This is a genomic window from Streptomyces sp. NPDC002602 (assembly GCF_042889445.1).
Taxonomy (GTDB): domain Bacteria; phylum Actinomycetota; class Actinomycetes; order Streptomycetales; family Streptomycetaceae; genus Streptomyces.
Genome location: NZ_JBIAQX010000030.1, coordinates 1 through 26,407 on the forward strand (window position 1 = coordinate 1; position 26,407 = coordinate 26,407).

Annotated in this window: 23 protein-coding genes, 2 pseudogenes and 1 CRISPR repeat array; of the genes and pseudogenes, 10 read left to right on the forward strand and 15 right to left on the reverse strand. The window is 68.1% G+C overall.

Annotated features, from left to right (window positions below; translation table 11 throughout):
• Window positions 1-410 precede the first annotated feature (410 nt).
• Window positions 411-1,605: a CRISPR direct-repeat array (repeat unit 29 nt; unit sequence GGGGTCATCCCCGCGGGTGCGGGGAGCAG).
• Window positions 1,606-1,688: 83 nt separating this feature from the next.
• From cas2e to casA, 7 genes are read right to left on the reverse strand one after another with little or no spacing between them, the layout of a single operon-like run.
• Window positions 1,689-2,036 carry a type I-E CRISPR-associated endoribonuclease Cas2e gene (cas2e, locus tag ACFYW3_RS37750; protein WP_389388846.1) on the reverse strand — a complete coding sequence of 116 codons (348 nt, stop codon included), beginning with the start codon at window positions 2,034-2,036 and terminating at the stop codon, window positions 1,689-1,691.
• Window positions 2,033-2,980 carry a type I-E CRISPR-associated endonuclease Cas1e gene (cas1e, locus tag ACFYW3_RS37755; RefSeq protein ID WP_389388847.1) on the reverse strand — a complete coding sequence of 316 codons (948 nt, stop codon included), beginning with the start codon at window positions 2,978-2,980 and terminating at the stop codon, window positions 2,033-2,035. Before cas1e ends, cas2e begins: the two co-directional genes overlap by 4 nt.
• Window positions 2,977-3,687 carry a type I-E CRISPR-associated protein Cas6/Cse3/CasE gene (gene cas6e / locus ACFYW3_RS37760; protein WP_351751861.1) on the reverse strand — a complete coding sequence of 237 codons (711 nt, stop codon included), beginning with the start codon at window positions 3,685-3,687 and terminating at the stop codon, window positions 2,977-2,979. The genes cas1e and cas6e overlap by 4 nt, the downstream gene beginning before the upstream one ends.
• Window positions 3,687-4,463 carry a type I-E CRISPR-associated protein Cas5/CasD gene (gene cas5e, locus ACFYW3_RS37765; RefSeq protein WP_389388848.1) on the reverse strand — a complete coding sequence of 259 codons (777 nt, stop codon included), beginning with the start codon at window positions 4,461-4,463 and terminating at the stop codon, window positions 3,687-3,689. Before cas5e ends, cas6e begins: the two co-directional genes overlap by 1 nt.
• A complete protein-coding gene (gene cas7e, locus ACFYW3_RS37770; RefSeq protein WP_389388849.1) occupies window positions 4,460-5,689 on the reverse strand; it encodes a type I-E CRISPR-associated protein Cas7/Cse4/CasC in 1,230 nt (409 codons plus the stop codon). The genes cas5e and cas7e overlap by 4 nt, the downstream gene beginning before the upstream one ends.
• Entirely contained in the window at window positions 5,686-6,420 is a 735-nt protein-coding gene (casB, locus tag ACFYW3_RS37775; RefSeq protein WP_389388850.1) for a type I-E CRISPR-associated protein Cse2/CasB, read from the reverse strand. The genes cas7e and casB overlap by 4 nt, the downstream gene beginning before the upstream one ends.
• Window positions 6,417-10,940: a type I-E CRISPR-associated protein Cse1/CasA gene (gene casA / locus ACFYW3_RS37780; protein ID WP_389388851.1), complete on the reverse strand. Its 4,524-nt coding sequence runs from the start codon at window positions 10,938-10,940 to the stop codon at window positions 6,417-6,419. Before casA ends, casB begins: the two co-directional genes overlap by 4 nt.
• A 2,070-nt stretch (window positions 10,941-13,010) precedes the next feature.
• Here casA and ACFYW3_RS37785 point away from each other — a divergent pair.
• On the forward strand, window positions 13,011-13,229 hold the full coding sequence (locus tag ACFYW3_RS37785) for a hypothetical protein (RefSeq protein ID WP_389388852.1): 219 nt from the start codon (window positions 13,011-13,013) through the stop codon (window positions 13,227-13,229).
• Between the two features lie 144 nt (window positions 13,230-13,373).
• Here ACFYW3_RS37785 and ACFYW3_RS37790 read toward each other — a convergent pair whose 3' ends face one another.
• Window positions 13,374-13,919 (reverse strand): AAA family ATPase, encoded by a 546-nt coding sequence (locus ACFYW3_RS37790; RefSeq protein WP_351751852.1) that lies wholly within the window; start codon window positions 13,917-13,919, stop codon window positions 13,374-13,376.
• A gap of 364 nt (window positions 13,920-14,283) precedes the next feature.
• Here ACFYW3_RS37790 and ACFYW3_RS37795 point away from each other — a divergent pair, with 364 nt between their 5' ends.
• On the forward strand, window positions 14,284-14,694 hold the full coding sequence (locus ACFYW3_RS37795) for a hypothetical protein (RefSeq protein WP_389388887.1): 411 nt from the start codon (window positions 14,284-14,286) through the stop codon (window positions 14,692-14,694).
• Window positions 14,695-14,822: 128 nt separating this feature from the next.
• Here the strand turns inward: ACFYW3_RS37795 and ACFYW3_RS37800 are convergent.
• A pseudogene (locus tag ACFYW3_RS37800) lies at window positions 14,823-14,990 on the reverse strand (NADP-dependent oxidoreductase); the annotation flags it as partial.
• Between the two features lie 33 nt (window positions 14,991-15,023).
• Window positions 15,024-16,214: an MFS transporter gene (locus ACFYW3_RS37805; RefSeq protein WP_351751847.1), complete on the reverse strand. Its 1,191-nt coding sequence runs from the start codon at window positions 16,212-16,214 to the stop codon at window positions 15,024-15,026.
• A 79-nt stretch (window positions 16,215-16,293) separates the two neighbouring features.
• Between ACFYW3_RS37805 and ACFYW3_RS37810 the strand changes: the two genes are divergently transcribed.
• The 3 genes from ACFYW3_RS37810 (at window position 16,294) to ACFYW3_RS37820 (ending at window position 17,590) form a co-directional block, all read left to right on the forward strand.
• Window positions 16,294-16,683, forward strand: a complete 390-nt coding sequence (locus ACFYW3_RS37810) for a MerR family transcriptional regulator (protein WP_327387774.1) — start codon at window positions 16,294-16,296, stop codon at window positions 16,681-16,683.
• A gap of 191 nt (window positions 16,684-16,874) precedes the next feature.
• Window positions 16,875-17,348, forward strand: coding sequence for a nuclear transport factor 2 family protein (locus ACFYW3_RS37815; protein WP_389388853.1), 474 nt, complete (start codon window positions 16,875-16,877; stop codon window positions 17,346-17,348).
• A gap of 47 nt (window positions 17,349-17,395) precedes the next feature.
• Entirely contained in the window at window positions 17,396-17,590 is a 195-nt protein-coding gene (locus tag ACFYW3_RS37820) for a hypothetical protein (RefSeq protein ID WP_389388854.1), read from the forward strand.
• 3 nt (window positions 17,591-17,593) lie between these two features.
• Here ACFYW3_RS37820 and ACFYW3_RS37825 read toward each other — a convergent pair whose 3' ends face one another.
• Complete coding sequence (locus tag ACFYW3_RS37825) at window positions 17,594-18,070, reverse strand: MarR family winged helix-turn-helix transcriptional regulator (RefSeq protein WP_389388855.1); 477 nt, start codon at window positions 18,068-18,070, stop codon at window positions 17,594-17,596.
• Between the two features lie 86 nt (window positions 18,071-18,156).
• Here ACFYW3_RS37825 and ACFYW3_RS37830 point away from each other — a divergent pair, with 86 nt between their 5' ends.
• The 4 genes and pseudogenes from ACFYW3_RS37830 to ACFYW3_RS37845 all read left to right on the forward strand — a co-directional run.
• The gene (locus ACFYW3_RS37830; protein WP_389388856.1) at window positions 18,157-19,047 is read left to right on the forward strand and encodes an alpha/beta fold hydrolase; all 891 of its coding nucleotides are present in this window, start codon (window positions 18,157-18,159) and stop codon (window positions 19,045-19,047) included.
• 1,735 nt (window positions 19,048-20,782) lie between these two features.
• Complete coding sequence (locus ACFYW3_RS37835) at window positions 20,783-21,376, forward strand: GGDEF domain-containing protein (protein ID WP_389388857.1); 594 nt, start codon at window positions 20,783-20,785, stop codon at window positions 21,374-21,376.
• Between the two features lie 10 nt (window positions 21,377-21,386).
• Window positions 21,387-22,001, forward strand: coding sequence for a DUF3995 domain-containing protein (locus ACFYW3_RS37840; protein ID WP_389388858.1), 615 nt, complete (start codon window positions 21,387-21,389; stop codon window positions 21,999-22,001).
• A 43-nt stretch (window positions 22,002-22,044) separates the two neighbouring features.
• Window positions 22,045-22,187, forward strand: a pseudogene (locus ACFYW3_RS37845) (IS5/IS1182 family transposase); the annotation flags it as partial.
• 414 nt (window positions 22,188-22,601) lie between these two features.
• Here ACFYW3_RS37845 and ACFYW3_RS37850 read toward each other — a convergent pair.
• A complete protein-coding gene (locus tag ACFYW3_RS37850; RefSeq protein ID WP_389388859.1) occupies window positions 22,602-23,246 on the reverse strand; it encodes a hypothetical protein in 645 nt (214 codons plus the stop codon).
• A gap of 14 nt (window positions 23,247-23,260) precedes the next feature.
• Window positions 23,261-23,542, reverse strand: coding sequence for a hypothetical protein (locus tag ACFYW3_RS37855; RefSeq protein ID WP_389388860.1), 282 nt, complete (start codon window positions 23,540-23,542; stop codon window positions 23,261-23,263).
• Window positions 23,543-23,686: 144 nt separating this feature from the next.
• Here ACFYW3_RS37855 and ACFYW3_RS37860 point away from each other — a divergent pair, with 144 nt between their 5' ends.
• Window positions 23,687-24,004 carry a nucleoside triphosphate pyrophosphohydrolase gene (locus tag ACFYW3_RS37860; RefSeq protein WP_351751828.1) on the forward strand — a complete coding sequence of 106 codons (318 nt, stop codon included), beginning with the start codon at window positions 23,687-23,689 and terminating at the stop codon, window positions 24,002-24,004.
• Between the two features lie 26 nt (window positions 24,005-24,030).
• Here ACFYW3_RS37860 and ACFYW3_RS37865 read toward each other — a convergent pair whose 3' ends face one another.
• The gene (locus ACFYW3_RS37865; RefSeq protein WP_389388861.1) at window positions 24,031-25,371 is read right to left on the reverse strand and encodes a methyltransferase domain-containing protein; all 1,341 of its coding nucleotides are present in this window, start codon (window positions 25,369-25,371) and stop codon (window positions 24,031-24,033) included.
• A gap of 28 nt (window positions 25,372-25,399) precedes the next feature.
• Window positions 25,400-26,386, reverse strand: coding sequence for a LysR family transcriptional regulator (locus tag ACFYW3_RS37870; protein ID WP_389388862.1), 987 nt, complete (start codon window positions 26,384-26,386; stop codon window positions 25,400-25,402).
• Between the last annotated feature and the right edge of the window lie 21 nt (window positions 26,387-26,407).

Consider the following 26,407-nt stretch of genomic DNA (forward strand, 5'->3'; position numbering starts at 1 on the left):
GTCCTGGTCATCGGCGGCGGGCCGGAGCATGAGCCGCCAGGAGGCGTGTTCGCCGCCGTAGGCGTCGTGCTCGGGTGCCGCCGAGTTGAGCGTGGTGAGCAGCTCGCGCAACGCCCTCCCGAGGGTGGCGACGGCGAAGTCAGGGTCGGGGTTGCTGTAGAGATCTGACATCGGGGCGGTTCCTTCTGGCGGGCCGGCCCCTGCGCCCGAGCCGAGGAGGAAGCGCCTCCTCCTCCGTCAGATCGGTATGACGCAAGTCACTCCGCCGTTTGCTCGCGCGGAAGGTTGCCCCGGGGGTGTTCGTACGTGAAGGCCTTGGCGTTCAGCCCCTGAGGAGAAGCCACAGGCTGCATCACTCTCTCGCAGGAGCGTCTCGATGTGCTTCCCGTGACGGCCAACTGATCGGGTCCGGGGTCATCCCCGCGGGTGCGGGGAGCAGTCCACCCCCGATCCGGACACCTGCACCGCGCAGGGGTCATCCCCGCGGGTGCGGGGAGCAGTCCACCCCCGATCCGGACACCTGCACCGCGCAGGGGTCATCCCCGCGGGTGCGGGGAGCAGGACCTGGGAGAACATCCGCGTCTACTTGACGGGGGGTCATCCCCGCGGGTGCGGGGAGCAGGGCTACATCGGACGTGTCAGCCTGACACGCGAGGGGTCATCCCCGCGGGTGCGGGGAGCAGGTCGTGGCCCTCGCGATGCCCACCTATGGGTGGGGGTCATCCCCGCGGGTGCGGGGAGCAGCGGAGCGCAGGCGGTCCTGCCTGGCCGTGGTCATCCGGGGGGGGCATCCCCGCGGGTGCGGGGAGCAGCGCGCGTCCGCGACGTGCGCGCTCTTCATCGTGGGGTCATCCCCGCGGGTGCGGGGAGCAGCAGGGGCCCAACGACGCTGCCTGCAACCTCCAGGGGTCATCCCCGCGGGTGCGGGGAGCAGCGGGAGGAGGTGGCACTACCACTGTCGCAGTCGGGGTCATCCCCGCGGGTGCGGGGAGCAGCGGGACGGCCTCAAAGCCGTCGTCGGGGGGAAGGGGTCATCCCCGCGGGTGCGGGGAGCAGTTCGTGTACGGCACGAACTTGTACGTCGAAAAGGGGTCATCCCCGCGGGTGCGGGGAGCAGAGGGTCTTTGGCGGGACGTGCCCGTTGACCGGAGGGTCATCCCCGCGGGTGCGGGGAGCAGATGGGCGCGGCCTTCCGCACACTGACCCGACCGGGGTCATCCCCGCGGGTGCGGGGAGCAGCGCATGGACGCCTCGAGGAGGAGTCGGGGCCAGGGGTCATCCCCGCGGGTGCGGGGAGCAGGCTCACAGGGGTTGTCCTTCCTCGACGGGGGCGGGGTCATCCCCGCGGGTGCGGGGAGCAGGTCCGCCGCCTCGCGCCGGACTTCGGCGAGGTGGGGTCATCCCCGCGGGTGCGGGGAGCAGATGCCCAATACGAGCTGACGGTCGAAGACGATGGGGTCATCCCCGCGGGTGCGGGGAGCAGGCCTGATGCCGGGCGTGCCAGGAAAAGGCCTGGGGGTCATCCCCGCGGGTGCGGGGAGCAGATGCTCTTCGGGCTGCTTCTGATCGTCCTGCTGGGGTCATCCCCGCGGGTGCGGGGAGCAGGCTCCGTGACCTGCAGCTTTATATTCGCGCAGGCCTGTTTTTCAGCACTTGTAGAGATTCCGGCATTAGTGATGAATCCGACTTCAACGGTTTCCGAAGCGGCGCCGCTTGGATGCGTTGCTCCACCCGGCCGTCGTCGGAGACTTGGGCGCAACCGGAGTGCTGGGGCGGTGGATCAGGGTGACGCCCTCACGGTCGATGGGCTGCCACTTGTGGTCGTGGGTCTCGAAGGCGAATCCCTGCTCGTTGTTGGTGCTGTACGCCAGAAGACCCCGTCCAATGCCTGCGTATTGCTTCACCTCGTCCCACAGCGCTGCCCTGACGCGCGCTGACGGGCCTCCGATGAAGACTCCAGGTGAGATTTCGAGGAGCCACCGGGTCAGAAAGCCCCGAAGGCCGATCGGGCACTGAGTAAGGACGATGATCGTCACCAGGTCGCCTCGTCCGAGTAGTTGCGGCCGGCGGGTACGGCGACGTCACGGTCCGACTGGAGCGTTACGCGGTCCTCTCCGTCGGGTCCGGCGGCAGGCCCGTCAGGGAGCAGCAGCAGTTTGATGTCGTCCACGCAGCGGTCGAGCAGGCCGGTCTTGTTGATCGCGTCGCGCAGGGCGCGGCGGGTGCGCGAGCCGACGTCCTGATCGCTCTCGGCAGCCACATCGAACGCGACGGGGATGCCGATCTCCGTCTTGTACAGGTCGGCCACGTCCAGTACGAAGGACAGTTCGTGTCCCGAGTGGACGAACCCGAGTCCGGTGGCGCAGCCCATCGCGGCCACAACCGCGTGAGCCACGCCGTACATGCACTGCGCGGCGGCGGTGACGGCCTGGTTGGGGGCGTCGCCCGCGGTGAAGTCCCCCGGAACGTAGTGGCGCCCGTTCCAGGGAACGCCGGTGCGGTCGGCTTGCAGGCGGTAGCACTCCTTGAGGCGGCGTCCCTCGCGCCCCAGGAGCTCCTGTCGGGTGAGGCCGGACGGATCTTCGTCGGGGAACCGGAGTCGGTACATCGCGCGGGCGACGTCCAGCCGCGTGCGGCGGTTGGCCCAGCGTGTGGCCTGCGCCTCCACGAGGGCCGAGGATCGGTTGAGCGCTCGGCCGCCCGCGTAGTAGCGGACCCCGTGCTCGCCGACCCAGGCAACCGCGGCGCCGCTATCGGCGAGGACTGCCATGGCTTGGTGGGTGATGCGCGTTCCCGGACCGAGGAGCAGTGTGCCGATGGTGGCGGACGGAATGTGGGTGGTGCCGTCGGCATCCTCGGCGGTGATGGCGTTGGCGTCGCGGTGGACGATGCACCGCTCCAGGTAGATGAAGGAGATCCGCTCGGCGACACGCGTCAGTTCGCGGGGGGACGAAGCTCGACGTTGGGCGACGGTCGTCATCGGCCACCGCCTCGGGCGAGGGTGATCAGGCCGCAACCGTAGGCTTTCGCCTTGCCGAGCCCCAGCGTGAGGGTGCGGCGTAAGGCCATGGGGTCGGTGACTTCCAGACGGCCGTCGAAAGTGACCGTCACCAGTGGTACCCGGTTGGCTTGGCCCGTCGCCGCTTCGGTCTTGCCGAATCGGTGTCGCTGCTCGTTGCGGACCGTCAGTTGGTGCTCATCGCCCTGTGCCAGTCGGCGCTTGTCCGCCGGCGTCTCCAGAACCTTGAAGCCGGCGAGCTCCTGGCGGTCGAGCAGCCATCCCATCTGATGGCGGGGGGTTCGGTGAGCGGTGCGCTTGCGGGCTTCCTCGGGTGTGCGCCGCATGTGGTGGACCGGGTTCGCCGTGAGGCGGAAGTCCCAGACGCTGCCGGTGGTGAGTCCATCGAGGAAGCTCTTGTAGTCGTACGTCTGCCAGGAGGCCGTGGTGGGCCACCCGGCTTGTTCGACCAGGTGAGTGAGGTCGGGGCGCTCCTCGCTGACGATGAAGAGAAGCGCCTCGGCCCGGGAGTTGCGATCGACGCGCCACAGAATGCGTGGGGTGTTGTCGTCACTGGGCAGTGCGCCGGCAAACGACGACATCACTGCGGCGTGCATGTGCTGGGGAGAGGAGAGCAGGTTACGGGCGCCGAGACGCGCGGTGTTGATGCGGAAGCGGGTCAGGTACATCAGTGGCCGTCCAGCGGGAACTGCGGTGGCAGCGGAGCGAGAAGAGCTTCGGGCGAATGGCGAGGAACAGGCACCGGAGGACGTCGAGACGCGGGTTCCCCGTGCTTGTCGGGTCGATGGTGGGGGTTCGGCACGTCGATCAGGATCGATACGACGTTGCGCAGGGCGTAGTGGCGGTGGGACGGGTCGAAGCTGAGAGGTTGATCTCGAACCGTGCCTCCACGTGGCCCTCCGGCCACGGCTTCGGCAAGAGCCGGCAGCGAGACCGACTCCTTCTTCCGGTGCTTCTTCTGGTGCCACGCCGCAGCGTGCCACGGCTCGTCCCGCAGCGCGGCTGCCGGGTCGTCCCCGTCCCTGATCCCAAGGTCGACGGGCCCCTGCGGAGGGCACGATCGCCGGCCCAGGTAAGGGAGGTAGACGGGCGCCCGTAGGGCCGCATCCAGGGCGCTGATCAGGTTGTCGTCGCCTGCGACCGCGGCGACGAAGACGGCGTCGGCCAGGTAGAAGCGCTCCGAGACCGGCATGGGCTTGTCCGTGTCCGCGTGATGCGCGGTCTGGAAGTCGCGCAGGCGGGTGCCCGCCTGGTCGATCCGTACGGCGAACGCGAGCGCGGCAAGGTCTGACAGGTCGGCACTGCGGTCCCGGCCGAGCGCGGCGGCGAGCATGCCGAGGACACCGCTCTTCGTGGGGGCCGTCTCAGTGGTGCGGCGGGCGAACCGGGCCGATGAACCCCACGATTGAAGGGGTCCGGCCAGGCGTAGGGCCAGGACGCTCATCCACGCTTCCCCAGACGGTCCGCAACGACCTCGCCGACCTTGGTGACGAGCTCTCGCAGGTTGACCTGCTCGCCGAGGGAGGCGAGCTCCTCGGTCTGCTTGCCGACGCGCACGATCCATGTGTGGTCGGCGGGCGCACCGAAGGCGCCTTCGACGGCCGGGATGTGCTCTGCCAGGGCTTGGCAGGCCGCCCTGACGTGACCTTCGCTGCTGTCGCCTTGAGCGATCGGGTTCTCGAAGGCGCCGACGAAGCTGATGGGGCGGGCCGAGCGCAGTTTGACGACGACGGCGTCCGGGAGGGTGTTGTTGCCGAAGGTGTTGAGCTTGCCGGTGGGCATGGAGAGGGCGAAGCCTTCGATGAAGGCTTCCACCGCGCGACGGACAGGCTCCCCGGAACGTTCTTCGTCGGCGAGACCGGCGTCCAGGTTCTTGGCGAGCAGATCAACGTCCACGGCCGCATAGCGATAGAGGGTGGCAGAGTTGAAGTCGACGGTGCCGATCATTCCCGCGCCGGATTCGGCATCGCTGTTCTGATCATCGACGGCGGTGAAGTAGTCCGTCTCCAGATCCACGGGGTGCACGCTGAGAGCATGGGCGACCTGAGCAGCGGCATCGACGTTGATGTCGGTGGTGTCGGCGACCATCCGGCCGAAGAGTGCGATGTCGACGGAGTGCCGGGTCGCGGCTGCCTTCTTCGCCCGAGCCTTGACATCGGATTCCTTCAGGAAGACCTTGGGTTCCGCCTTCTTGGCGATGCCCTCGATGGCCAGCTCCGCGAGCGCGTCGAGCTGGCGAGCGCTGAGGAAGAGCAGGTAGGAGGACTGCGGGGCCTGGGGCTCGACGACGTCCTCAGTGGCGCCCGCCTTGTTTCCCTTCGCGGGAGTCTTGCGCGTGGGCGTTTCGATCTTGGCACCGGTGGCTGCGTGAATCAGCTCGGCCGCCATCGGCCATACCTGTTCCGCCTTCACTGCCCTCAGCGACTCTTCTCGCGCGATGATGCGCTCGGTGAGGGTGTCCACCACCTTCTTCGTGCGCACCCCGAGTTCAGCCGGGTCCAGCAGTTCCTCGAACGCCTTGCGGGTTGCCTTCTTCCACGCCTGGCTGGACACCCTGGAGCGGCGAACGCCTCCGTAGACGGCGCTCTTGGGAGCGCCCGTGTCGTCCCTGTTGATGTTGCTCGGGGGGACGGTCTGCAGGATGTGTACGTCGATGATGGTGCGGCTCATGTCTCGTCCTTCGTCTGATTCGTGTCGGCTTCGGCTGCGGCCTCGTCGGCCATTTCTCCCGGCGGCCGACCGGAGTCGGTCGCGGGACGGAACGCGTGGAAAGTCCGGCCCCATGCCTGACGGACCAGACTCGCGCCACCGGGCCTCTGCCACTGGTGGAGCTGCTCGGCGAGCAGGCCGTAGTCGAGGGGGATCTCGGCCGTGCGCAGGAGTACCACCAGCTCGCGCAATCGCTGGGCCAGCACGTCGAACGACGTCGCGGTCCCCGCGCGCGTCAGCCGCTTGCGAATCGACTCGTCGGAGTCGTTGCCTGGCATGAGGCGTCGCGCGGCTGCCCCCAGGGAGGCGCCCCCCGACACATGCATCCGCTTCGTACGGTTGGACTGTTGGTGCAGGGCCCACAGGGTCACGGCGACATGCGCGGCGCGTTCGGCACGCAGAGCCTCTGCCTCGTCCATGCGGTAGGCCTGGGCTGCGTAGAACTGCTCCATGCCCACCAGGCCCCAAAGGTCCGGCATCTCGGTGGCCTGGCGACCGACGCCCCTGCGCAGACGCGCGAGAGCCTGAACGGCCTGGGAGTTGTCATGTTGGTAGTCGTGTTGAAGGACCCGGATCCGCTGGGCGACCGCCTGGCCCAGAGGTCCCAATTCCTTCGTCTTCACCGTGCTTCGCATCGGTGGCTGTTCCGGGGGCGGGGCAGGCGCTGGAATCTGCGGCGCGCTCTCGGTCATTGGACTGCCTCCTTGCCCAGGTCTGGGTTTTGCCTGGGTCCGTCGGTGTCGATTGAGGCGGTGTCACGCTCTCCGAGCGCTTTGTTGAGCCGTGCATCAAAGGCTCGTGCGGAGCCGGCGTTGTCGAGCCAACTGGTCTCGTTGGCATCTCCGAGGAGTGTTCTCGCGGCGTCACGGAGGATCCAGTAGGCGGTCCGCTGCCAGCCGGCGTGGGCATCGGCGGGTTCTTCCGAGTTGCCGAGTTCGGCCAGCCACTGCCGGTATGGCCCGTCGAGCAGGCCGAATCCCAGGTCGCGCGCCGTGTCACGCGGAGCGTCGGTGAGCCTTCGAGCAGCCTTGGCCAGGTCGGCGGCAAGGTCACCCAGGGCATAAACCGCTTTGGTGCTGTCCTCGACTGCCCTGATGGCTTCCTTGGCGTACCTCTCATCGCGCTCGTGCAGCAAGACCACCGACATCTCGAAGCCGTCGTCGACGACCTCATCGATGACCGACTGCTGCGTGCCGTAGACCGCGCCGATCAGACGGGGGCGAATCAGCAGGTTTCGGGGCAGGGCTCTTACATGGGTGAGTTCGGCGATCCACTTCAGTACCCCGGCTCGGAGGTACGGGGAGGGTCCGTCGCGTTGGACCGTCTGATCCTCCGTGTTGGAAGCAAGGAGAGAGGCGAGGCTACGCCAGGCAGAACGAGTGGGGTCGTGCTGGCGAGGCATATAGACCGTTGCCAAGCCGAGCTTCTTCTCCTGCGGAATGCTGCGGCGCCAACCGCTCATCGGTTCGAACTGGTGGGCGTTCGATGCGGGGAGGGGATCGCCATAGGCGAGCACCACACCGTGGACGGCCTCGCCGTCATGGTGGAGGCGAACACGACGGGACTGCCATGTGTACAGGTCCCGGAGGCCGGAGGGCCTGGAGAGCAGATCGCTCTGCACATCCGGGCCACACTGCTCGCGCCGCCACGCGGGACGGTCGTCCTTGTCCATGATGAGCCCGGGTGTATCGGTGGCGACGAGGTTGAGAAGCAGTGTCTGCTGGAGATCGTCTCCCTCCGCGAACACCCCCCCGAGGTTTCCCGACCATCCGACACCCTGCGGATAGCCCTTCCCGCCCTTGACCCGAGGGTCCCCCACGGCGCCGGACTTGATCCCGGACGTGTCGAAGGCGTGGGTGTGGACGAGCCACCGGGCAGCCTCGGGGAAAGAGAGTCGCTCAACCCCTGGCTGGCGCATCGTGAAGAAGGGATCCCCGTTCGGAACGTCGGCCACGATCCTATTGAGGGAAGCCACCTCGTCCTTCTGGGTCCGCAGGCCCGCCACCTGAAAGAAAGGCTGCGTGGGGTGGAGGAGATCGAATCGCTCGCGATGTCGGTCGAGGTACGGTCCGACAGCGGCGAGCGGCTGCGGACTCTCGTTCAGTTCCTGCCAGGCGTCGATGTCCTCGGGGCCGTCCACCGCATCGTGGAGGATGGCCAACAGGAGACGCATCAGCGCGAACTCCTGGGTGGGAACGTCGCCCACGAGCCGGCGGATGTCGGGCGCGCGGGCGAATACCTCCTTCAAGGAGAGTTCCGCCGCTGATCCGTCACATAACTGGACGGGCAACCACGGACGAGAGACGAGATCGAAATTGGGCACGCCTTTCACCAACTTCACTTCCTTGGTGCCGGCAGGAGTGACCTCCAGGCCGTCGGTTCTGCTGTACCGAACCTCGAAGCCTGCCAGGCGGGTCTGACAATCCTCATCGAGCACGAGGAACAGCTCCCCGGCCAGCATGTGACTCTCCTTGACCTGCCACGCCTCGGGATAGAACTGCTCCAGTTCGGCGATCACGCGATCGATGAGCCAGGGTTTGCTGAAGTGGTAGGGCAGTCGCAACGCACTCGCCAGGGCGGCTCTGGCCGCGCGGGGAGGTGGGACGGCGTCGATCGGAAGGTCCAGCCCTCCCATGTCGCGGTCCAGTTCGGGAAGAGTGGCGTACGTACCGTCGCCACGTCGCTGGATGACGAGGACTTCCAAGGACTCGTCACTGTCCCTGACCTGGGCGCGACCGGCCCGGGTGTCCTCCGCGTCACCGACACCGGCGTCAATCCAGCCGATGAGGGAACGTCCGTTCTTGCGGACGTCGTCGATTCGGAACGATTGCGCCTGCCGACGCTGCTTCGCCATGCTCTGCTCGTGTTCGGCACGCGCTCTCTCCATGGCCTCCTCCCAGCAGGCCGGCACGGAGGGCACCTCGTTCCCGTACGCACTCTGCACCAGCGTGCTGATCTCATCGGGCAGGACCACGGGCCGACCGGCCCAGTGGGGCCGCAGCACAGCCAGGGAGCGCAGCAGCACATGTCCCCCGTACACGGCTGCCGATCCCGACTCGGGGGCCGGCGGCTCTGCTTCCCAATCGACGCCGGTGACCAGGCACTTGGGTTCGCGCAGGCCCTCCGGGCGCTCACGTTGCCCGTCTCCACGACGGTGTCGATGCAGACGTCCCATGCGCTGAAGCATCAGGTCCACCGGAGCGAGGTCCGTCACCAGAAGATCGAAGTCGATGTCCAGTGAGGCTTCTGCCACCTGGCTCGCCACGACGATGTGCCGGTCCACCGGACGCTTTCCGGAAGGGCCGAACGTGGCAACCAGTTCATCGTCGTTGCGAGCACGATCGAGGTCGATGAAGCGGGAGTGGACCACCGTCACCGATTCCGGTTCGAAGCGTTCGCGCAACACCTCCGCCGCCGCCAGAACACGGTCCACGGTGTTACGGATCACCAGCGCGCAGCCGCCTCCGGCAAGTTCGCTCTCCAGCCGGTCCGCCAGGGGGCCCAGTCCGTCGTCCAGCTGCTCCAGTTTGATCGTGCTGCGCCGATCGGCGGCCGCAGGCGGGGTGCTGACCGTGGTGTCCTGGCCTTCCGCGATCACGCTGATCAACGGATAGCGGTCACTCTCCAGCAGGTCGTCTCGCCCGGCAGCCGTCTCGGCATACGCCAGGGCCAGGGCTTTGCGCCGGGACACAGGGAGCGTTGCCGACAACATGACGACCGGCACCTTGTAATGGCCGAGCCACGACAGGACGCGCTCAAGGTACTCGTTCATGTAGGCGTCGTAGGCGTGGACCTCGTCGATCACGACCACCTTGCCCGCGAGGGCGAGATGCCTCAGCACCAGATGCCTGCTCTTGAGGCCCGCGTAGAGCAGCTGATCGATCGTGCCGACGACGAAGGGCGCCAGCATGCCCTTCTTCCGGCCCCTCAGCCACTGATGCGCAACCAACTCCGACGCGGCAGCGCACCGGTCGTCTCGCACGGATCGGACCGAATCAGTCATCCCGTCAAGGTCGACAGCGGCGATCGTGCGGGACCCCGCACGCAGGTCGCGCGCGAAGTCATCCTGGAGGAAGGCTTTGGAGTGAGCCAGGGACACGGTGTGGGTTCCCTCGCCCGGCAATCGTGCCAGCCAGCTGCGCAAGCGGCTGTACATCGCGTTCGCGGTGGCTCGGGTCGGCAATGCGACGAAGCACCCGCCGGCACCTGTACGGGCAGCGAAGATCTCCGCCACGGCGAGCGCGGCCTCCGTCTTGCCCTCCCCCATCGGCGCCTCGACGATCATCAGCCCGGGAGTCGGGGTCTCACGTGCCAGACGGACCGCCTCCTCCTGCAGAGGGCGGATCTCGGAGAGCGCGAAGCGCGCTTCGAACAGGCCCTGAGCACCGTCCGCCACGGTCGCCGGGGACCAAGGGCGCGGAAGCTCGATACCGCGCCAAGCGGATTCGATGCGTGTCGCCTCGTCGCGAGGCTGCTCCTCCGGAGTGAGGAGGAAGAGATCCGAATTGCTCGCGATCCAGTCCGCGAGGATCACCAGGGCCGACAACACGACCTGGACGGGCTGAGGCAGCTTGACCGTACGCCAGTGCGGCAGTCGGCTCTGAACTCCATAGGCCGCAGCGCAGGCTTCCAGCAGCTCCGTCTGAACCTCACCCCACCGTTGTTCGCTGCGTCCGGGTGTCCGTAGCAACTCGGTGTGCTGGTGCAGGTATGAGAACTGCTCGTGCCCGGGGAGCACACCGTGATGGCCCCCCACAGGCGTGGCGAAGGCCATCGCCGCGCGCGGAGACCACCCCTGCTGCTCCAGCCACTCCTCGACGATGACCTGCCCGGCCAAGCCGTGGGGTGCACGCTTGCGTGCGTCCCCGAACTGCTTCTGGGTCGGCATCTCCAGCCCCGCCGAATCCATTCCCTTCGCCAGGTCCTCGACCTGGCAGGCGAATGCCGGCGTCGCCTTGCCGATGTCGTGGATGGCCGCCAACCACACGATCAGCGACCTGGCATCGTCATCCCCGCCCGGGAGACTGTCGGCAACAAGCCTTCTCACGTTGTGCGGGGCCCACTCGTCCCAGAGGCGCCCCGCCATGGCGGCGGAGTCGGCCATGTGACGCCACAACTGGAGCCACTTCGACGCATCTTTGTCGTACTTGGCCCACACCGCGCGCGCGGCAGGTGTCAGTCCGGCACTCCAATGCGGTTCTTCGTGTTGCATCTCGATCCCCCCAGGACCGCAGGTCTTCGCAGCTCCGCCACTTCGGCTGGAACCTTGTTCCAGCGGAAAGGCGGGCTCCCCTCGCTCACTCGTGCGGGTGAGCCCGCCCATGATCAGGGCATCAACCGCGGCATGAGCCCGGTTCCGCCGAGACCACTCGTGTGAGTGACTCGCGGACTACGAGAACCAGCACGACGACGAGGACGGTGACACGGATCCACACGCGTCCACCGGCAGTTGCGAACCGGCACCTCCCGTGAGTCCGGCAACGAGTACGGGCAGCAGCCACGACTGTGACTGCTGCCCGTTGGTGACCGGGGAGAACCTTGGGACTAAGCTTCCAGACACTCGCGAATCCCTTCTGCGGGTAGAGGTCGAGCCCGCCACTTGGCCTAGGAACCAGGCGGGCTCGGCCTGCGCGACGCGCAGGCCTGACGACGCGCCAGGCGTTCCTGAGTAGCCGTCAGGCACTGACCTTATCGCAGCCGCTTCATGCTCAAGTCACTTCTCGTTCAAGCGCGTTGCTCGGTTTCGTCGTGCTGCACATGCACGGTTGCGGTTCAACGCCGGACGAGATTCTCGTTCGTAAATCATCCCCGCGGAGAGCGGGGAGCAACGGCGCGCTGCGCACGCACGGGGGTCATCCCTTTGAGGCAGGGAGCAGGTGAGGCTGTTCGGCATACGAGGCAGCACTCAGAGGAAACGTACCAACGGAAGCCCCCACGCACGGGAGAATGCCTCAGTTGGCCACCCGGCAGCCAATGCGGCCGAGCCGCCGGAGCGTAGAGCCTCACATGCCCGAGCGGCATTCGTGCGGGAGAGCGCCCAGGCAGCCACCATGGGCCACAGGCGGCTGAGCTCGGCGACGGATGCCAGCTCGCGGGCCACAACGGGCCACAACAGCTCGGGGCGAAGCACTCGTCGTCGAGGTGGTCTCGTGCCCTGCGTTTCACACCCGCCATCGAATTCCTCGATATGTCGGACTCAATGGAAGTGCTTCAAAACGGCAGCTGAGCCGGATATCGTGCCAGCTCAGCAAGCCTGCTCCCCGCACCGGCGGGGATGAACCCGGCGCGCTGTATGCCAACCGCAAGGTCATTGCCTGCTCCCCGCACCCGCGGGGATGAGCCCGAGATAGCCCGGTCCTCTGCTCTGAGCCTTGGCTGCTCCTCGCACCTGCGGGAATGAACCCGATTACATCTACCGGCAGTGCCTCGCCGGCTGCTCCCCGCACCCGCGGGAATGAACCGACCTTCAGCGCCCTTGGGGCATAGCGGTCGGAAGCGCCTACCGCAGCTCGGCAATCGGGTGGGGCCTGGCCTGGGGCCGTTCGCACAGCTCGACCTGTTCGGCGTGGCTTCGACGTCTCCAGGCCGAAGGGGAACCGGCGGGGGCTGGGGGGCGGTGTGGTCCGCATTGGCGCCACGGCCGGGCCAGCCGATCTCGGCCTCTGAATGCTGCCCACCGTAGCCAGCTCCGCGCAGCACAAGGTTCTGCGCATTGCGCGGACTGAAGTCCATGGATCCCTGACCGCCACCGCCCCGGAGACGCTGGTGGAGACTCTGTCCAGCGACCTCGGCCAGGCCCGCGCCTAAGCTGCGGCCTTGTTTTGACACGCTGATCCGACGTGCCGACTTTTGTCCGCGGACAAAAGTCGAAGGCATCGTCCAAGACGAGTACGCCAACTTCGTGCGTGCAGGTCGGCCGTCTGCTGCTCGTCCCGACGGCAGCATGTGGCCGACGCCCCCCTAAGTACCAGGCTGAGGCGGTGAGGTGAAGTTCTCGGACTCAACGGCCACAGTGCAAAGATGCCGCGCCGCGACACCGAAGCCCAGATATGGGCTGATCCAGTGCTTTGAGTGCCCCCTGCTCTGCGGGGACGGGCCTGCACGGCCCGAGATCTATACGAGCGGGTCCACCGGTCCCCACATCGGCGGGGATGAAGACTCCCCGGTGACAGCCGGCTCTTCCGCAAAGCTGACCGGCCCACCCGAGATTCGGCCTCTCGTCCCGAGGCCGTCTGGATCACCTCCGGGTGCGGACCGACCAGGCCGCGTTCAGGCTGAGGTCATGCACAGACGCCCGGTCATCTATCCACCCGACGAGAACGGGTGGCGGCATGTCCGCTACGACGACGTCGCAATCGGCGTGGCCCACAGGCCGTCCGACATCGGAGTGTTCCTGAAGGCGGCTGGGCTGGAGAACGCTGAGGACCTTGACCTCACCGACCCCGAACTCGTCGAGTGGCGGGAGATCGGGCCGGAGGGTTGGGCCGAGTCACCGCCGTAGTGGCGCGGCCTGGCCCTGCAAACGGACAAGCTCGCTGGCGGCTACCCGGCTACCCGGCTACCCGGCTACCCGGCTGCACTCCAGCTCACTGCCATGCCATGCCATACACCCTCATCGGGACCCGACACTGAGCGGCGAGGAAGCCTAACCAGAAGTGTTCGGCAGCCAGCCTGTAGCACCCACCACCTCACGCGCTATGTCGAGCACGGAACGTCCGTCGGTCACCACTCGCAGCGTCTCCGGGGGCGTCTGCTCATCCAAGATCCGCGCCTTACGGGCGCTGCTCGCCAGCTCCTGCTCCAGCTCCGAGCCCCGTTCCCGACCGGTCAGCCGCTCAAGGGCGGTGGCATCCGAGGCGGTGAGCACGACTCGGATGATCTTGGCGTTGGCACCCAGGGCGCGCTGGAACATGCCCTCGTTCTCGGCCAGAACGCTCACCGTGTGCGTGTAGATCAAGCGGCGGTACCCGAGCTCGGCGTAGTTCGACCACAGCGCCGTCAGGTTGCGCTCGGCGATCTTCGTGCGGCGGGGGTCCCCTTCCGGAGCAGGGTGGGCCTGCCCCATGAAGTCGCCTTCGATGACGCAGTGGGCAACCATCGCAGCGCGCAGACGCGCTGAGACCTCCCACCCCACCGTCGTCTTGCCGACGCCGGCACGCCCCGCGATTAGCAACACCTCCGCTTGATCCATGGCGTCACCTTGCCACCAAGTGCCGGTCTCGTGCACACAAGTTGTGCGCGGATCAGCGAGACAGGCCGCGGTCCGAGAGCAGTCCTTCCCCCTACCGCGCCTCCCCGCCGACTCTCCGCCGGCTCCCACCGACTTGAGCTGGTACCGGAGGTCCCGGCTCAGCGAACCGGTAGATGTGTCACCCGTCTAAGTCTGTGCTCAGGTCAGCTCGCATCACGAGAGCAGCTGGCGGACCCCAGTGCGCGCGTATCGAGTCATGATCAGTCAGTGGTGAAGCCCCGCTATCCCGCCCGAGGAAATGCAGTCGTGGGGCACGCTGGGCATGGGGGAGAATCTCTCGGTTCACCTATGTACCAGGAGATTCATGCACAAGCGTCTGCCCCTGCTCGTCGTCTGTCTTGCGTTCACCGCTTTCGGCGCCTCGGCATGCGGCCCGTCCGGTGACCGTGGACCGAGCGCCTCGGCGACACCGGCCGCCGCGTCCGTGCCCGCCTCGGCCGCCCCGTCCGGAAGCCCGTCGACGGCCCCGGCTGAAGTGCGCGGGCTGACAGTGCCGTCGTTCTACCTCAAGACGATCCGGGAGAACCACCCGGATCTGGACCGCATCAGCGATGACGTACTCGTTGCTCATGGCAACGCGCTCTGCGCCGCCGGTGGCCAGGCCCTCGTCGACCAGGTCAAGAAGACCAAACAGGAGCTTGAACTCACCGGAAAGCAGGCTTCGCAGATCCTCGGTACCGCGCACGGCAATTGCGGCAGAAACGTGTTCGGGTGACGGTTGCGGGTGGACGGTGAGGTCCACCCGCCACGCTTGCACAGGAGCCGACCCGGGCCGGGCACCGCTGAACGACAGCGACGGTTGGCGGCGGTGACGACTCCGGCCGGATCCCATCCCAGGGTGGCGGGGAGTTCAGGCCCGATCTCCCCTGCGCGGGTTTTCCAGTCCACCGGGTTCAGACTGCTGGCGACGGTACGGATCAGTACTTCGCCGGCTCCTGGAGCGGGCTGGGGGACCTCACGGACGGACAGGACTTCGGGCCCGCCGTGGCGAGCGATTCGGATCGCTCGCATGGCGACCTCCTTTACGAGGTGAGTGGACGGGAATCAGGCGGCGATCGGAGCTTCGTGTTCGGCATCCTTCGCCGACGTCCGTGTCCGAGGCAGGACGAGATGAGTGAGGGCCAATCCGATCAGGCTCAGCACCGCGCCCGCCAGGCCGGTCCACCGCAGAGCGCCGGCGGCGGCGATCGCGCCGCCGATGACCGAGCCGGCTGCGGCCCCGAGGTTGAAGGCGCCCACGTTTACGGCGACCGCCACATTGGGGGCAGCGCCCGCGTGGTGCAGGATCAGTCCCTGCAGCGGGGCGATGGTCGCGGTGGCAAGCAGGCCGAGTACCAGGACCGCGGCCACCGCGGTGGGCTGCCACACCACGGCGAACGGGACGAGCAAGAGCGTCCCGGCCAGCCCGCCGAAGACCCCGCGTACGGTGGCGCCCATCGACTTGTCGGTCAGCTTTCCGGCGGTGAGGTTGCCGAGGAAACTGCCCGCGCCGTAGGCGAGCAGCAGACCGGAGACCGCCGTGGCGGAGAAGCCGGAGACACGGGTCAGCAGCGGGGCGATGTAGGTGAACACCGTGGCGACGCCGGAGAAGCCCACTGCGGTTGTGGCGATGGCGAGCATGACCGGCCGACGTGCCACTACGCGTATCTCGTCGCGCAGTCGCGTGGACGGTGCCTCCTGCCGGGGCAGTACGGCGGCAAGCAGCATGGCGCCCACCAGGGACAGAACGGTCAGCACGGTGAACGGAGCCCGCCATCCGGCGCCCTGCCCGAGCAGTGCCCCCAGGGGTACTCCGAGGAGCGTGGCCACGGTGAATCCGGAGGCGACGGTGGCAATGGCCGAGCCCGTTTTCTCGGCTGGGACCACCCGGGTCGCCGTCACCAGCGCGAGGGCCAGGAACGCGGCGTGACTGAGCGAGGAGACCACGCGGCCCACCAGGAGCAGGCCGAACGACGGCGCCACGGCGCTGATCGCGCTGCCCGACGCGAACAGCAGCATCAGGCCGATGGCGAGCCCCTTGCGCGGCAGGCGCGAGGTCAGCAGGGCCATGAGCGGCCCTCCGATCACGACTCCGAGCGCGTATGCGGTCACCGCTTGTCCGGCGGTGCCCACAGAGACGTCCAGATCAGCGCCGACCTGGGGCAACAGCCCGGCGATCAGGTACTCCGAGGTACCCACGACAAAGACGCTCGCGCACAACGCGGCGAGCGTCGCGAAACCCTTGTTCACCTTCATGCCGCAGACGCTAAAGTCTCACATCGGTATGAGAGTCAAGTCGAACGGGCAAAGCCCGCGCGACCATCAGGGGGTCCATGTGCGCATCGGTGAGCTGTCTCGGCGGACCGGCGTGGCCGTGCACCTGCTGCGCTACTACGAGGAACAGGGCCTGCTCCATCCGCAGCGGCGCCCCAGCGGTTACCGGGAATACGTCGAAGAGGACGTTGCCGTCGTCCGCCGCATCCGCAGCCTGCTGGCCGCGGGCCTGGGCACCTCGACGATCACCACGGTCCTGCCTTGCCTGCGGGACACCGGCGACCGACTCGTCCCCACCTGCTCGGACTTGCTCGCCGACCTCCACCAGGAGCGCGACCGAATCGCTCGGGTCATCAGCGACCTTCAGACCTCCATGGACGCACTCAATGACGTCATCGCCGCGGCCCCGGCCGACGTCACTCGCCGGGCACTGGCCTCACTCGACGTGTAAACGAATCGCCTCTCACATCTACCGGGCGCTCGCCGAGCACGAGAAGGCCCAAGCGCACCCCGAAGCCGTCGAGCCTCGAGCCGGTCCTCGACGAGCAGCGGTCAGTGGTTTGCGCATCCCGATGAGACCGGAACCGGCTCCGAGTTCGGGTGGGGCTGTCGCAACCAGGGACGACCTGATATGAGTCGATCATGAATGCTGAAACTCTTGACTCGATGGAACGCCTGCTCGCAGAGCGGGCTTGTGAGCGGCTGGTCATCGAGTTCGTCCACCGGCTCGACCTCGGGGACCCGGGCTCGGTGGCGGACCTCTTCACGCAGGACGGCACCTGGGAATGGCCCGCCGGCGACCGCCGCATCGCGGGTCACGACGCCCTGCGCACCTACTTCGGCAACCGGCCCGCAGATCGGCTGTCACGCCGTATATGCACCAACATCCTGGTCACCGTGACCTCTGCGGACACCGCCGCCGCCACCACCTACTTCACCACGTACCGTGTCGACGGCTACAGCGGGGGCCTCGTACCGCCGCGGCCCCCGGTTCAGGTGGGTCACTACGAAGACACGTTCCACAAGGTGAACGATGCCTGGCTGCTCACCACGCGGACTCTTTTCCTCTCCTTCGCCGGTCCCACGGAACGCCTCGACGGGCCCGGCCAGTCATGAGAGCGGCTCCCAGCCGACCGGCCGTCAAGGGTTCTGCGCCACGGGGAGTGACAGTCCACCGTCCGCATGGCCGGCTCGAGCTTGAGCAGGTGGGCCGGCATCCCGGTGGCGTGAAACGGTTGTACACACGCGAATTCCTCGGCCCCGCCGATGTCTCCGGCGGCCCCGAAGGCGGCCACGAAAGCGGCGCCGAAAGCGGCGCCGAAAGCGGCGCCGGCCGGCCGATCACGACCCTCGGCTGACCGCTAGCGCAGTTCCTGTCCCGCCGCCCAGCCCGGAGCGTCGAGGTTGATGGGCGAGTCGCCGACGAACTGGGCGAGCTGCGTTTCCAGCTCGGCGAGTTCGGCGGTGCCCAGACGCACTTCCCAGCGGGCCCGCACCTCGTCGAAGATCGCCGTGCTCTCGGTGATCAGCCCGATCCCGTGATCGGTGATCCGGATGTTCTTGCGGCGGATGTCGGCGGGGTCGGTCTCGGTGGTGACGTACCCGCGTTCGACGAGCGCGGCGATCGTCTTCGCCGCGGCCTGCTTGGTGATGGCGAGTCTGCGGGCCAGGTCCGAGGCGCTGTCGGCTCCGGCTCGGATGGCCCGGATCGCGTACTCGTGCGACGGCCGGGCGTCGGGGTATCCCCGGGTCGCCAGCTCCCGGACCACTTCGTCCACCAGATTGCGATAGCTGCCCAGGAGCAGCAGGGCGAGATCGGCGCCGGATCGTGAGGACATGACCACAGTCTAGATCTTCCCTTGACTGGACAACCAGGTTGACCAACACTGGAGTCAACCTGGTTGTCTATCTTGGGGGTCATCGCATGACCAGCTCTTTCGTGACCGCCTCGCCCGCAGTGGCGGGCGTCACGCACCACACCGCCGAGGTCAACGGCACCACGTTGCACTACGTCTCGGCGGGCGACACCGGCTCCCCGATCCTGCTGGTGCACGGGTGGCCGGAGTCCTGGTGGGCCTTCCACGAGGTCATCCCGCTGCTCGCCGCCACCCACCGGGTGTTCGCCGTCGACCTGCGCGGCTTCGGCGACTCCGGCATCGCCGACGGCGACCACGACGTGGCCACCATGGCGGAGGACCTGCACCGGCTGGTCGCCCACCTCGGCGTCGGTCCCGTACACGTGACCTGCCAGGACATCAGCGGCGGGCCGGTCTTCGCGTTCGCGGCCACGCACCCCGACGACGTCCTCAGCTTCACCGGCGTCGAGACCACCCTTCCGGGGTACGGCTGGGAGACGCTGGCCGACGTGAGGAACGGCGGCTCCTGGCACGTGGGATTCCTGGCCGCCCCGGGAATTCCGGAGCTGTTCCTGGCCGGCCGCGAGCGAGTGATGCTCGACTGGGCCGTCTCGGTGATGACGACGGTGCCGGGCGCGGTCACCGAGGCCGACCTCGACGAGTTCGCCCGCACCTACGCGCGGCCGGGCGGCTGGCGCGGCACCGAGGGGCTCTACCGTTCCTCCCTGACCGGCGGCGACCGGATGCGGGCACTGGCCGAGTCGCGGCCGCTGACCGTTCCCGTGCTCGCCGTCGACGGCATCAACGCCCCCTTCACCGAGCGGACGATGCGCCAGGTCGCCGGCGACGTCACCGCGGTCGCGATCCCGGACGTCGGGCATTTCGTCGCGCAGGAGGCGCCCGCCGCCTTCGCCACCGCGGTCGGCGACTTCGTCGACCGCGTCGACCGAAGCCGCTGAACGACCGAGTCCCTGCACCGCCACCCTCCGTGCCCTCTCCGGCCTGCCGCTGACGCGGCCTCGAGCCGGGGCAGCGCCGTTGCCTCCCGCCCCGGGCTCGCGGACTGCGGTCGCCTACCCCGCTCCGGCGCATGCCTGCGCCTCGGCCAGGTAGCGCGCCACCGGGCCCAGGGTCAGCATTCCTCGACAGCCCCCTCGGCGACCACTGCCCCGGCTGCCAGGACACGGCCGGCGAGCCGGTGCGCTGGACCCTCCGCCCGTACCGGCTCGCGTCCGGGGACCCCCAGGACGGAGGCACTCTGTGAACCGGCCCGACCGCAACCCGGCGCCAGGGCCGGAATCGGAGGAGTCGCTGAGCGTGCTCGCCGAGACCGCTGTCGAACTCGCGGACACGTCACGGACCTTCGCAGCCGGCCTCATACGACGCGAAAGCGTCGCAGGACCAGCAGCCGACCACCTCCGCGACATCGTCGGCCGGCTCGCCGCGCACGCGGCTCGGGTCGACAGTATTCGCGGCCAGGCACCGTCCCACCGATCGTAAGGACCCGAGATGAATCCGCTGGACCTCCCCGCCGGCGCCGTCTGCGTGATGGTCGGCCCGCCGGGCTCCGGCAAGTCCACCTTCGCCGCCCGCTACCCCGACACCTGACACGCGTCTCCCTGGACCTCTACCGACGCCTGGCCACCGACTCCGAAACCGACCAGTCCGCCACCCCCGTCGCCGTGGAGATCCAAAACCTCCTCCTGGACGCCCGCCTCGCCCGCGGCCTCACCACGATCGTGGACGCGACTTCCCTGATGATTCGTTGAGTTCAAGCGTCAGGGGAGGCTTCGGTTGACCAAGTGACAAGTGGTGTGGGTCCCGGACCCGGACCGGTGGGGCGTCCTTCTCGTGGAGGGCGTCCTCAGGGTTCAGGACCTGCCGGCGGCGGTGGCCCGGATCGGCCTTCGGCCCGGCGACCCGGTGTTCGTCGGGCCGGACGGCACGGTGGATCCCGAGCTCGTGGACGGGACTCGCGAGCGAAGCCAGACCTCGATCACGGAGCTCGGCATCCCCCAGATCAGACCGTCATGGCGATCGCCGAACCCGCGAGGTGCGGCCCACCTTCCACAGCATGCCGCACCTCGCACCCACTCTCATGGAGGGATCCATCATGGTGTCCGCGACGTCGAACCACATAGTCCAAAAGAACTCCCTGGTCGGACGCGCACAGCACCCCGGTCTAGGGGACGAACCTGCGGTGCCACCACAGGCCCGAAGCCGGTACTCCAGGGTCAACGACCGACCGCGACTCGAATATCTCGTCGTATGGGGCAACGAGTTTGCGCAACTCGCGCGCAGCCGGGGCAGGGAGCTGTCTCACGGCAGAGTCCAGAACGTCTCGCGCAGCAAGGTGAGTGCGGCAGCACTCCATAACACCGCAGTCGTCATCGCGGAATCGCAGGAAGCGCTCCGGGCCCTGAACGGATCGCTTCCAGATGGAGAACGCTCGCGCCACAGCGCCGGCACCGAAGGCGCGCGACTCCAGCCTGGCGACCGCCTCGGATGCGGAACGCGACAGGCCCTGCACTTCGGGCGATCCGTGGCCAGGTCGTTTGACTACAGCAGCTCGGACGGCTGCCGGACGCCTACGGGGCATCGCCGCTTCGGGACATAGTCATGCCCTCATGCTCCCGAGAGCGGCCTCCGTTCACAAGGGCTTTATGCGGCAGGAGCGGGTCAGAAACAGCGACCGTGACCGAACTCTTAGTCCGGGAAAACCACTTCAAGCAGATCAACGACGGCATGGGCCACACGGCGGGCGACGCCGTCCTCGCGTCGATCAGCGCCCGGCTCACCGCCTGGGCGGGCCCCCGCGCCGCGATCGGCCGCCTCGGAGGCGACGAGTTCGCCGTCGTTCTTCAGCTGACCGCCGGCCGCCGCGCGCAACGCCTGGAGCAGCTGGTCCGGATGCTGCACACGCCGGTCACCCTGGACGACGGCCGCAGGGCCGGCCTTCCGGGTACGTCCCCTGTGGGGGCGGGCCGCATGAGCGCCCTGACTCTGTCCGAGGGCGACTGGATCCCCGGCATCACAGTCCGTCAGCCCTGGGCGGCCTGCATCCTCGTGGGGAAGAGCCCGGAGAACAGTCCGCACCCGTGCAGCCGGCGCGACTGGGTCCTTCTCCACGCCGGGAAGGCGCGGCCGGATCCCGCCGTGTTGCGCGAACTGCTGCTCGAATGCGAGTCGTTGCTGCCCGTCAGTCGCCAGCGCGATCAAAGGTGGCTCCCCCGCGCGGGGGAGCGTGATCGTTCGCCAGGACGACGCCCTGTCGTAGAGGTTCAGTGACGCTGGCGTTGTGACGATCAAGCATTCTTTCGGCGATACAGTCCGTCCGCCCCTGAGCTGGGCGCTCGGCCTCCATCTGGGCAGGTGGCCCGGGTTCACCGTTGCGGCATGGGGGTTCCTGTTCGCGGTACCCAGCTTCGTCTGGGCGTTGGGAGGCACCTTCGGTATCCAGGCGACGGTGGCTCCGCCGCTGGTGAAGCTTGCTCATGACCGGGTGACGTGGTTCCTGGCAGTCTTGTGGGTGACCGGTTTCCTGAAGCTCTTCGGAGCGCTGGTCGGTATCGGTTTGACGCGCCGTCGCGGCAAGTGGACCGGTCGATTGATGGTGCTCTGTGGCGGCGGCGCGACAGTGCTGCTCGTCTGGCATGGATGTCAGTTCGTGATCCACGGAGTGCTGGTTGAGGCTGAGGCGCGCGCTGTGGCGCCTGATCTGGTCGGGTTGACCCGCTGGTACCTCTACCTGTGGGGGCCGTGGTTCATTGCCGGTGGCCTGGTCTTTGCCGCCGCCGCCACGCGCTATGTCCGCCGTCACGATGGCCGGCGTGAGGTGAGGCTTTACGGCTCTGCGGGGGCGCTGGGCGCGTTGCTCCTGTCTTTGGCCTCGGTAGTCACCGGGATTGGTTGACGGCTACCACGCAGTTGCCGGTCACGGGTGAAATGATCCTGTGATGGCTGGTGTGATCACAGCGTCGGAACCGTCCTGGACAGCCCCGTTCGCCGGGCTGAACCCGCGCGTCTTCGGGAAGCTGGTGACAGTTCTGCGGGGCAGGGTACGGACGTGGTCCGGAAGGGGCGGCCGTGGAGTCTTCCGCAGCCCTGTCCAGGGTCCGGCACCGAGACAGCGAGCCGTCGCCGTGGGAGCGGACGATCGGGGTACCGGCCATGGAGATGGATGTTTGATGTGTTCATGGACCAGCGGAGAGAGCCGGGAGCGGATCTCGGATGAGATGGTCAGCCCGTCGGCCTGAAGCTCCGGGGTGCCCTCCTCTGCACGAGCCCACCACCGTGCCGGCGGTGGGCGACGACTTCGAGCGCTTCACCACTCCCACCTCACTCCCACCTCCGAGACCTCAGCCAGGCGGAAGAGAGCCCTCATTCCGTTGACGATCATGCGCTCCGACATCCTGATTTCGGTCTCCGCCGCCTCCAACCGGTCCGAGGCTGAACAAGGAGCCGTCGAAGTGACTTTCCTCCGACGGCTTCTACGCCGCGATCCGCCGCTCGCCTACCCCCACGTCGTATCAGTGAGGTCCGGTCCCCGCCCGTCGATGATGTCCGGGGCGCTCAACCCGTAGCCCTCGGCTTGGCCGTAGTACGTCGGCTCGCCGGGCTCCGCCGCGACTGCGAGCACCTGGTCAAGCTCCTGCAGGGCCGAGGCGAGCCGCGGTGCGTTGTTGGCATGGGTGGCAGGGTGGGGCTCGCCCCGGAAATCGCACTGACCCCAAATATCGTGATGTACGGACAGTTCAATCCAGAGGTCCGTCTCGTAGGGAGCCACCATGAGTTCCACGAGACGGTACTCCCTGTGTCGTTCTCCGTCCGCGTCGAACCAAGTGCCCGAGCCCAGTACGAGGATTCCACCGATCTCTGCCTGCGGATGACCGGTCGGTCGACAGGCGCGGAGCGCGTCGGGCAGTGCCGGCTCGTCGAGCGAACGCCTGGCGAGGTTCAGGCGGCTGTGAACACCGAGGCCGCCCCTGCCGGTCTGGAACCAGTCCCACTCGAGTGAGGCCGGCACCAGCAAGGCGTGCTTCTCCAGCACCGCACTCATGCGCGCCGCGGTCATGAGCGCGAACTCCAGACCGGGCTCTTCGACGTCCTCCAGATTCCAGGACCACGAGCCGCTCTCTTTGGGCGCGCGCATCAGCATGGTCGGCAAACTCCTCAAGGTTTGGGGCCGGGAAGCTCAACCTCGAACTCGATTCCCTGCAGCCCCTTGGACTGGAACTCCGCGGCATGCTCCATCGCCCGGTGCACAGCCGGCATCATATCTTTCTGCTTTACCTGGAAAAGGAGACCGTCAGGCTTCTTGAACCCCGGGATATCGGCACATCTGCCGCTGGAAATGTACTCTGCAACGGCCGCCCCGTATTCGGACTTCTTCAGCCGCGTCACAACGGTGGCCTCGTGCGCAGGGTCCTCAGCCCAGAGAAGGACGCTCCTCACGAGCGCTCACGCGGATCTGAAGGACTGACCACTTCGGGTGGGATTCCTGGTTCTGATGGCGCCCGATGAGGCGCCAACTCTACGCTCGGACAACACGGGGCCGGTCGCGTGACCGGCCAAGGACGAACTGGTGCAGGAGAGTACGTGCTCACCACGGGCAAGCTGGTACGGGACCGGATTCCTCAGATCATCCGCGCGGACGGAGCCGAGCCGGAGGTCTACGTGGCCGATCCGACGGAGTACCGAGAGCGGCTCCGCGCGAAGCTGGCCGAGGAGGTGGCGGAGTACATGGAGGCGGACGAGACCGACGCCCCCGAGGAGCTCGCGGACGTCCTCGAAGTAGCCTTCGCCCTCGCGGCGGACCTCGGCGTCGACCCTGCCCAACTGGAGAAGATCCGGGCGTCCAAGGCCGAGCAGCGGGGCGGCTTCGCGGAGCGCATCGTCTGGACCGGCAACCGCTGACCTGCGGTGCCGTTCCCGCAACACCCCTACAGCTCGGGCTTGACCAGCACGATGTGACTCACCCCGGGCAGGGGTAGCCCGGCCGCCCCCACCGCGGGGGCGAGGCCGGCGTGCCGGGCGAGCGCGGTGGTCTCCGCCGCGCTGATGCCGCGCTGGAAGGTCCCCTTCCCCTCGCTCGACCAGTAGCCGTCATGATGGGCCGTCCAACTGCCGCCGGCAGCGGCTTTCGTGATCTCCTCGGGGGAGCGGGTGACGACCACGACGCGCCCGCCAGGGCGGACGAACGCGGCCGCGTCCTGCAGCGCGCGGATCCGCGCTCCCGGGTCGGGCAGCACGTTGAGGACGAACATCTGGGTCACCAGGTCGTAGCCCTCCCGCTCCGGGCGGGGCCAGCCGAACCCCTCGTGCGGGTCGTACCCGTCGGCATCCAGCCCGGCGGCCCGGTAGTGGGCGACGTCGGCCCCTCGACCGCACCCGTGATCGAGGACCGTACGGATGCCGAGCGGGCCCGTCAGGTGCCCGGTGACCGCACGGGCCGCCGGTGAGGCCGCCTGGCGGCTCATCGCGGTCTTGTGCGGCTGGTACGAGCGTGCGCCCGCGGCCGCCGGCCGCTTGCCCGTCAGGTCGCTGATCGCGAACAGGACGTCGTCCGGCTCCGCGACCTCCGGGGTGATCGGCAGGTTGAGCAGGATCGCGGAGTGGTCGGTGAATGCCTCCGGCCCCGTTCGGACTTCGTGTCGGGCCGCGACCGGGACCCAGGCGGCCAGGTGGTCGCTCAGCAGGGCGAGATCACACCGGAAGCGGCTGAGCTTGCCGGTGAAGAGCCGCTCGAACGTGAAGTCCGCCTCCTCGTCCGTGCCGGTGGTGTCGACGAGACACGCGGCCTGGAGCAGGTGGTGCAGCGCCTTGCGCTCGGTGCCCGCGGTGAAGCCGCTGATCTCCCCGTCGTACAGGCCGTCCTGCGACCGCGGCGCGAGGTTGAAGTCCCCGCAGATCAGCAACGGACGCCCGCCCTCGGCGGCGGCCAGCGCCGCGAGCTCGCCGAGTTGGGTGGTGCGCGCCGCGCTGGTGTAGGCGTCGAGGTGAACCTGCAGGATGGTGAGCCAGCCCAGCTCCACGCGCTGCGCCCAGCTTGTCGGCGCGGATACGGCCGGGGTGGCGATGTCCTCGCGGACCCAGGTGGCGAGGTGGCCGTCCCCGCCCGCGAAGACGTACCCGGGCAGGAGCGGCGGATGCCGGTCGGCGGGCTTGTACGGCTCCTGCGCGACGATGACCGCGACATCGTGCCCGCGGAGCCAGGCGGCGAACCGGGCCCGTGCGCCGTCCGCGCCGAGCCGCTTGTTGAGGTTGATCGAGGCCAGCAGCATCAGAAGTGCCCTTCGGCGGACGGGATGGTCACAGCGGGATCGGCCGGCCGGGGGCGGCTTCCTCGCGGAAGGCCTCCCAGAGCACGTTCAAGGGGTGTGAGGCGTCGTAGGTGTCCCGCTCGCCCTTGCGGGCGAAGACGCCCGAGACGAGTTGGAGCATGGGGTCGAAGTCGTCGGCGAACTCGACCAGGCGGAACCCCTCGCCGCCTGGCAGCCGGCCCGCGACGGCGGCCTCGCCTATGGAGCGGGCGCAGAGCATGCAGCCGCGGGTCATCTCGGAGCGCAGCAGGGCCAGCCCGTAGTAGATGTCGTCGATCTCCGCGACGACCTGGAGGTGGGTGCGGAAGTCCGTTCCGTACCAGCGCTCGACGAAGTCGGCGATCACCCCGCGGGAGGGGATGACCAGCGGCAGGCTTCGCAGCCGCTCGACGCCGACCCGCCGGGCGGGCAGCTCGCGGACGGACAGGTTCGTCAGGAGGGCGAGGCCTTCGCGGTGCCACTCCAGGAAGTCGTACTCGGGGGCGAGCAGGCTGTCCCCGACCGGTGCGGCCAGGCCCCCGCACAACAGGTCCACCTGATTGGAGTCCAGGCGCTGGCGGAAGTCGCGCGTGCGGACGTGAACGATCTTGAGTTCCACCTCCCGCGCCATCAGTTCCCGCTCCACCCGCTCCCACACCCGGGCCAGAAAGGGAAGTGTGAACTCGGTGGTGCCCACGGTCAGGGTGGAGCCGAGCCGGCGGCGGGAGTTCGCGATGCCCTGGAGCCAGTCGGAGAACGTGGACCGGATCCGGTCCACGACCTCCAGCCCGGTGGGGGTGAACAGCAGATCGCGGCCGCGGCCCTGCTTGACCACCACCAGCTCACCGGTCAGCGCCTGGAAGTTCCGGTTGAGGATGTCGAGCTGCTTCTGCACGCTCGACTGCTCCCGGCCCAACAGCCGGGCCGCCGCGAGGGCGGTGCCCTCCTCGTGGACGACGACGAGCGTGCGCATCTGGTCCCACGTCAGGTCCAGCAAATCCGGGGAACAAGCGAGCAG